Raw genomic sequence first — 6,170 nt, 5'->3', positions numbered from 1 at the left:
GCCAGTCCGGCCATGGCCGGGTCCCGTTCCAGCCCGGCCAATGCCACGCCGGGGCGCCGGGCGGCGATCTGCATCAGCACTGCGCCCGCGCCGCAGCCCGCCTCCATCACCCGCTCGCCGGGCGGGGCGGGGCAGGCGGCGGCCAGCAGGGCGGCGTCCATGCCGGCTCGGTAGCCGCGCGCGGGCTGGCGCAGGCGCACGCGTCCGTTCAGCAGGGCGTTTTCGGTCACGTCGATCTGTTCGGGTGTGGCGTTCACGCTTCTTGACCCCTGATGGCCCCCTCACCATTGTGCGCCGCGTCGTCTGCGGGCAAGACGCACGGCGTAATTGTAAGGCCGGGCCGCCCGGCGCGTTTGGAAAGAGTCTTCCCCTTGGACGCATCCTCCGCCCTGTCCGTTCCGGCGCGCCCCAAAGGCGACGTGGCGCCGCTGGTCCGTCTGGCCGAGGCGGACATGGGGCGTGTGGACGCCCTGATCATCGAACGCATGCAGTCCGACGTGCCGGTCATTCCGCTGCTGGCCGAGCATCTGGTGGCGGCGGGCGGCAAGCGCCTGCGCCCCCTGCTGACCGTGGCCGCCGCGCGGGCGACGGGCGGGCCGGTGGAGGCGGCGGTCAGCCTGGCCGCGGCGGTGGAGTTCATCCATACGGCGACCCTGCTGCACGACGATGTGGTGGACGGCTCCGAGCTGCGCCGGGGCAAGGTGGCGGCCCACCTGATCTGGGGCGCGGCCTCCAGCGTGCTGGTGGGCGACTTCCTGTTCGCCCGCGCCTTCGAGCTGATGGTGGAGACCGACAACATGCGCGCCCTGGGCGTGCTGGCCCGGGCCGCCGGGGTCATCGCCGAGGGCGAGGTGCTGCAGCTCACCCGCGCCCACGACATCACCCTGGACCGCGACACCTATCTCAAGATCATCCAGGCCAAGACCGCCGAACTGTTCGCCGCCGCCGCAGAATCCGGAGCCTTGGGCGCCGGGGCCGACGACGCCCAGGTGACGGCGCTGCGCGACTACGGCATGGCCCTGGGCGTGGCGTTCCAGCTGGCCGACGACGCCCTGGACTACGGCGGCGCCTCGGAGACCCTGGGCAAGAACGCGGGGGACGATTTCCGCGAGGCCAAGGTGACTCTGCCCCTGCTGATCGCCATGGAGCGCACCGGCGAGGCCGAGGCCGCCTTCTGGACCCGCACCATCGACCGCCGCGAGCAGACCGAGGATGACTTCCCCCGCGCCCGCGCGCTGATCGTGGCCAGCGGCGCCCTGACCGCCACCCTTGAGGAGGCCGGCGACTGGGCCGACCGGGCCAAGGCGGCGCTGGATGTGCTGCCGGACGGGGAATGGCGGCAAGCTCTGGCCTCTCTGGCCGATTTCGCTGTCAGCCGGGCGGCCTGATCTCTTCCGTCCTCTGGTGAGAGAGGGAAGGATTTGAAGGAATCCGCGCCCGGCGCTAGGGATGCGGCTTCCTCCCGTTCCCTGCCTGACTGAGCGCCATGCACGACATTCGAGCCATCCGTGAGAACCCCGACGCCTATGTGGCGGGCTGGTCCGCGCGGGGGGTGGAGGACGCGTCCGGCGTGGTGGCGAAGCTCATCGAGCTGGACCGCGATCTGCGCGCGGCCCAGACCAAGGGGCAGGAGGCGCTGGCGGGGCGCAACGCAGCCTCCAAGGCCATCGGCGCCGCCATGGGCAAGGGCGACACGGCCGAGGCCGATCGCCTGAAGGCCGAGGTGGAGACCCTGAAGGGCGTTATCGCCGAGGCGGGCGAGCGCGAGGCGACCATCGCCGCCGAACTGCGCGACCTGCTGGCGGGCCTGAAGAACCTGGCGGCGGCGGACGTGCCCGACGGCGAGGACGAGGCGGGCAACGTCGAGGTCAAGACCTGGGGCGAGCCGCGCCGGACCGGCCCGGCCAAGGATCACGCCGATCTGGGCGAGGCCATGGGCCTGCTGGACTTCGAGGCCGCGGCGAAGATGTCCGGCGCGCGGTTCGCGGTGATCAAGGGCGGGCTGGCCCGGCTGGAGCGCGCCGTCGGCCAGTTCATGCTGGACATGCAGACGGACAAGCACGGATATCAGGAGGTGAACCCGCCGTACCTGGTGCGCGACGAGGCGATGTTCGGGACGGGGCAGTTGCCGAAGTTCGAGGAGGATTTGTTCCGGGTAGGCGAACATCTGCTCATCCCCACCGCCGAAGTCTCCCTGACCAATCTCGTCCGCGAGCAAATCCTCAGCGAAGACGACCTCGCCGCGCCCATGCGCCTGACTGCCCTGACGCCGTGCTTCCGGGCCGAGGCGGGGTCGGCGGGGCGGGACACGCGCGGGCTGATCCGCCAGCACCAGTTCTCCAAGGTGGAGATGGTGTCCATCACCCGGCCCGAGGACTCCGACGCCGAGCACGAGCGCATGACCGGCTGCGCCGAGGCGGTGCTGGAGGCGCTGGGCCTGCCCTATCGCCGCATGCTGCTGTGCAAGGGCGACATGGGCTTTGCGGCCATGAAGACCTTTGACCTTGAGGTCTGGCTGCCCAGCCAGGGGACGTTCCGCGAGATCAGCTCCTGCTCCAACTGCGGCGACTTCCAGGCCCGCCGCATGGACGCGCGCTTCAAGCGGGCCGGCGAGAAGAAGACGGAGTTCGTCCATACGCTGAACGGGTCGGGCCTCGCCGTGGGCCGGACTCTGGTGGCGGTGATGGAGAATTATCAGGACGAAGCCGGACGGATCGCCGTGCCGGAGGTGTTGCAGCCCTACATGGGAGGGATGACGCATGTGGGATCGTAACCCCTCTCCCGATGGGAGAGGGCTGTGCGCAGCGGGATGCGCCAGCAGCCCGCTCCTTCGCGCGCAGGGTGAGGGTTCGGTGGTCGCCGTCCTGAATACCCGCCCCTCATCCCCCGCGCGCAGGACCTTCGCTACGCTCCGGTGCGCGGGTTCCCCCTTCTCCCAATGGGAGAAGGAAGCAGCATGAGAATCCTCCTCACCAACGACGACGGCATCGAGGCCGAGGGACTGGAGTGTCTGGAGCGCATCGCGCGTGAACTGTCCGACGACGTCTGGACCGTGGCGCCGGCGGTGGAGCAGTCGGGCAAGGGGCGGGGGATCACCCTGACCGAGCCGCTGCGGGTCAACCGGGTCAACGACCGGCGCTTCGCCGTGACCGGCACGCCGACGGACTGCGTGGTGCTGGCGGTCAACGATCTGATGGCGGACCATCGGCCCGACCTGGTGCTGTCGGGCGTCAATCGCGGGCACAATGTGGGCGAGGACTGCTCCTACTCCGGCACGGTGGCGGGGGCGCTGCAGGGCATGGCCTTCGGCATCCGCTCCATCGCTCTGAGCCAGAGTCTGGAGCGCTTCCACGACGAGGTGACGGCCCACTGGGAGACGGCCGAGGCCTTCGCCCCGGCCATCATCAACCGGCTGCTGGACCAGACCTGGCGCGAAGGGGTTGTGATGAACGTGAACTTCCCCGCCCTGCCGCCCGAACTGGTCAAGCAGGTAGAGGTGACGCGCCAGGGCTTCCGCGACATCGGCGAGATGCATGCAGTGCGGCGCTGCGACCTGCGCGGGCGCGACTACTACTGGATGAGCTTTCGGGGCGCCAAACAGGAGCACCCCGATGGGACCGACCTGCGCGCCATGGACGAGGGCCGCATCTCGGTCACGCCCCTGCACATCGACCTGACCCACCGGGAAAGCCTGCATGATCTGAAGGGCGTTCTCGGCGGCGCGCCGCCGAAGCAGGTGGCGAAGGCGGCGGAATGAGAGACGACCGCGCCGGACGGCTGATCCTGAGCCTGCGCCAGCAGGGGGTGACCGACCCCCGCGTGCTGGCGGCCATGGAGTCGGTGGACCGCGCGGTGTTCGTGCACGAGAAATTCCTCGAGCAGGCGTGGGAGGACCAAGCCCTGCCCATCGACTGCGCCCAGACCATCAGCCAGCCCTATGTGGTGGGTCTGATGACCCAGGCGCTGCAGGTCGGCCCCCGCCACCGGGTGCTGGAGGTGGGCACCGGCAGCGGATACCAGTGCGCGGTGCTGAGCCGACTGGCGCGGTTCGTCTATTCGGTGGAACGGTACAAGAGCCTGCTGAAGGAGGCGGAGGCCCGTCTCAAGACGCTGGGGACGGACAATGTCTTCACCCGGCACGGCGACGGGGGCGAGGGCTGGCCCGAACAGGCGCCCTTCGACCGCATCATGGTCACCGCCGCCTCGCCCCACGAGCCGAAGGATCTGCTGCGCCAGCTGAAGCCCGGCGGGGTGCTGGTGGCCCCGGTGGGGCGCGGCTCGGTGCAGATGCTGAACCGCTACACCGCCGACGAGGACGGCGCCTTCAGCCGCGAAAGCCTGATGGAAGTGCGTTTCGTGCCGCTGGTGGAGGGCGTGGCGAAGGAAGGGTAGGGGCGGCTACGCTTACCGCGGCGCCAGTTTCTCGCTCAGCACCCGGCTGAATGTCGCGAGTGCTTCCTCCACAGGAATAGTCTCACCCGTGCGCTGATATTCGGCCCAGCGACGAGCCTCTTCGCCGTCATCCATCGCCCGCTCAAGCGCCTGCATGAAGTAAGTCTCCGGATCGACGCCGGACGCTTCGGCCGCCGCCTTGAGGCGCCGGGCCTGATCCTCGTTCAGTTGGATGTCGAAACCATCGGCCATGGGCGAACGATACCTCACGGTGTGAAACGCCGCAATGTTCCCACAATGTTCTTGCTGAATCACGCGGATTGATCCCCATATAGGGCCGTCGCGTATCTGTTCCGGCTGAACCTTCCCTGCATCTGACGGCTTAATCCTCCGCATGACCGACAAGCACGATTTCATCCGCGTTCGCGGCGCCCGCGAGCACAATCTCAAGGGCGTGGACGTGGACATTCCGCGTGGGAAGCTGGTGGTGCTGACCGGCCTGTCCGGGTCGGGCAAGTCATCCCTGGCGTTCGACACCATCTATGCGGAGGGCCAGCGGCGCTATGTGGAGAGCCTGTCGGCCTATGCGCGTCAGTTCCTGGAGCTGATGGGCAAGCCCGACGTGGACCTGATCGAGGGCCTGTCGCCGGCCATCTCCATCGAGCAGAAGACCACCTCCAAGAACCCCCGGTCGACGGTCGGCACGGTGACGGAGATCCACGACTACATGCGCCTGCTGTGGGCGCGGGTGGGCGTGCCCTATTCGCCGGCCACCGGCCTGCCCATCGAGAGCCAGACCGTCAGCCAGATGGTGGACAAGCTGACCGCCCTGCCCGAGGGTGAGCGGCTGTATCTGTTGGCCCCCGTGGTGCGCGGCCGCAAGGGCGAGTACCGCAAGGAGCTGGCTGAGTGGCAGCGCCAGGGCTACCAGCGGGTCAAGATCGACGGCGTCTTCCACGCCATCGAGGACGCCCCCACGCTCGACAAGAAGTTCAAGCACGACATCGACATCGTGGTGGACCGGCTGGTCACCAAGAACGGGCTGGAAAGCCGCTACGCCGACAGCATCCAGACCGCCCTGAACCTGGCCGACGGCCTTGCCACGGCGGAATGGGCGGACGTGAAGGAGGGCGAGGAGGAGCCGCGCCGGATCATCTTCTCGGAGCGTTTCGCCTGCCCGGTGTCGGGCTTCACCATCAGCGAGATCGAGCCGCGGCTGTTTTCGTTCAACAACCCGTTCGGCGCCTGCCCGGCCTGTGACGGGCTGGGGGTCAAGCTGGCCTTCGACGCGGATCTGGTGGTGCCGGACCGGGACAAGACCCTGCACAAGGGCGCGGTGGCGCCGTGGGCGCGAGGGCCGTCGCCGCTGTACACCCAGACCCTGCAGTCGCTGTCGCGGCACTTCGGCTTTTCCATGGATGTGGCCTGGCGCGACCTGCCGCAGCAGGCCCAGGACGTGATCCTGCAAGGCACGAAGGAAAAGGTGAAATTCACCTACGACGACAACGCCCGGAAGTACGAGGTGGCCAAGGCCTTTGAGGGCGTGGTGCCGAACCTTGAGCGGCGCTGGCGCGAGACGGACTCCGCCTGGGTGCGCGAGGAGCTTGGGCGCTATCAGTCCGAGACGCCGTGTGAGGCGTGCGGCGGCAAGCGCCTGAAGCCCGAGGCTCTGGCGGTGAAGGTGGGTGGCGAGGACATCGCCGACATCTCCAGCCTGTCCATCTCGAAGGCGCACCTGTGGTTCACGAGGCTGGACGACAGCCTCACTGAGAAACAGC

5 protein-coding genes and 2 pseudogenes are annotated in these 6,170 nt (G+C 68.7%); 5 read left to right on the top strand and 2 right to left on the bottom strand.

Annotation, left to right across the window (positions count from 1 at the left end; all coding sequences use genetic code 11):
* A pseudogene (locus C0461_RS12880) lies at positions 1-257 on the bottom strand (methyltransferase); the annotation flags it as partial.
* 114 nt (positions 258-371) lie between these two features.
* On the opposite strand from C0461_RS12880, the gene C0461_RS12875 reads away from it, so the two are divergent.
* From C0461_RS12875 to C0461_RS12860, 4 genes are all read left to right on the top strand, one after another.
* Positions 372-1,388 carry a polyprenyl synthetase family protein gene (locus tag C0461_RS12875; protein ID WP_292107575.1) on the top strand — a complete coding sequence of 339 codons (1,017 nt, stop codon included), beginning with the start codon at positions 372-374 and terminating at the stop codon, positions 1,386-1,388.
* A 98-nt stretch (positions 1,389-1,486) separates the two neighbouring features.
* Positions 1,487-2,773, top strand: a complete 1,287-nt coding sequence (serS, locus tag C0461_RS12870) for a serine--tRNA ligase (RefSeq protein WP_292107574.1) — start codon at positions 1,487-1,489, stop codon at positions 2,771-2,773.
* 183 nt (positions 2,774-2,956) lie between these two features.
* On the top strand, positions 2,957-3,757 hold the full coding sequence (gene surE, locus C0461_RS12865; RefSeq protein WP_292107572.1) for a 5'/3'-nucleotidase SurE: 801 nt from the start codon (positions 2,957-2,959) through the stop codon (positions 3,755-3,757).
* The gene (locus C0461_RS12860; RefSeq protein WP_292107570.1) at positions 3,754-4,392 is read left to right on the top strand and encodes a protein-L-isoaspartate(D-aspartate) O-methyltransferase; all 639 of its coding nucleotides are present in this window, start codon (positions 3,754-3,756) and stop codon (positions 4,390-4,392) included. The genes surE and C0461_RS12860 overlap by 4 nt, the downstream gene beginning before the upstream one ends.
* A gap of 12 nt (positions 4,393-4,404) precedes the next feature.
* Here the strand turns inward: C0461_RS12860 and C0461_RS12855 are convergent, their stop codons facing one another.
* A complete protein-coding gene (locus tag C0461_RS12855) occupies positions 4,405-4,644 on the bottom strand; it encodes a hypothetical protein (RefSeq protein ID WP_292107568.1) in 240 nt (79 codons plus the stop codon).
* Positions 4,645-4,786: 142 nt separating this feature from the next.
* On the opposite strand from C0461_RS12855, the pseudogene C0461_RS12850 reads away from it, so the two are divergent.
* Positions 4,787-6,170: pseudogene (locus tag C0461_RS12850) on the top strand (excinuclease ABC subunit A); the annotation flags it as partial.

Source organism: Brevundimonas sp. (genome assembly GCF_013823285.1).
In the GTDB taxonomy this organism is placed as follows: Bacteria; Pseudomonadota; Alphaproteobacteria; order Caulobacterales; family Caulobacteraceae; genus Brevundimonas.
This window is presented reverse-complemented; position numbering and strand designations above follow the sequence as displayed.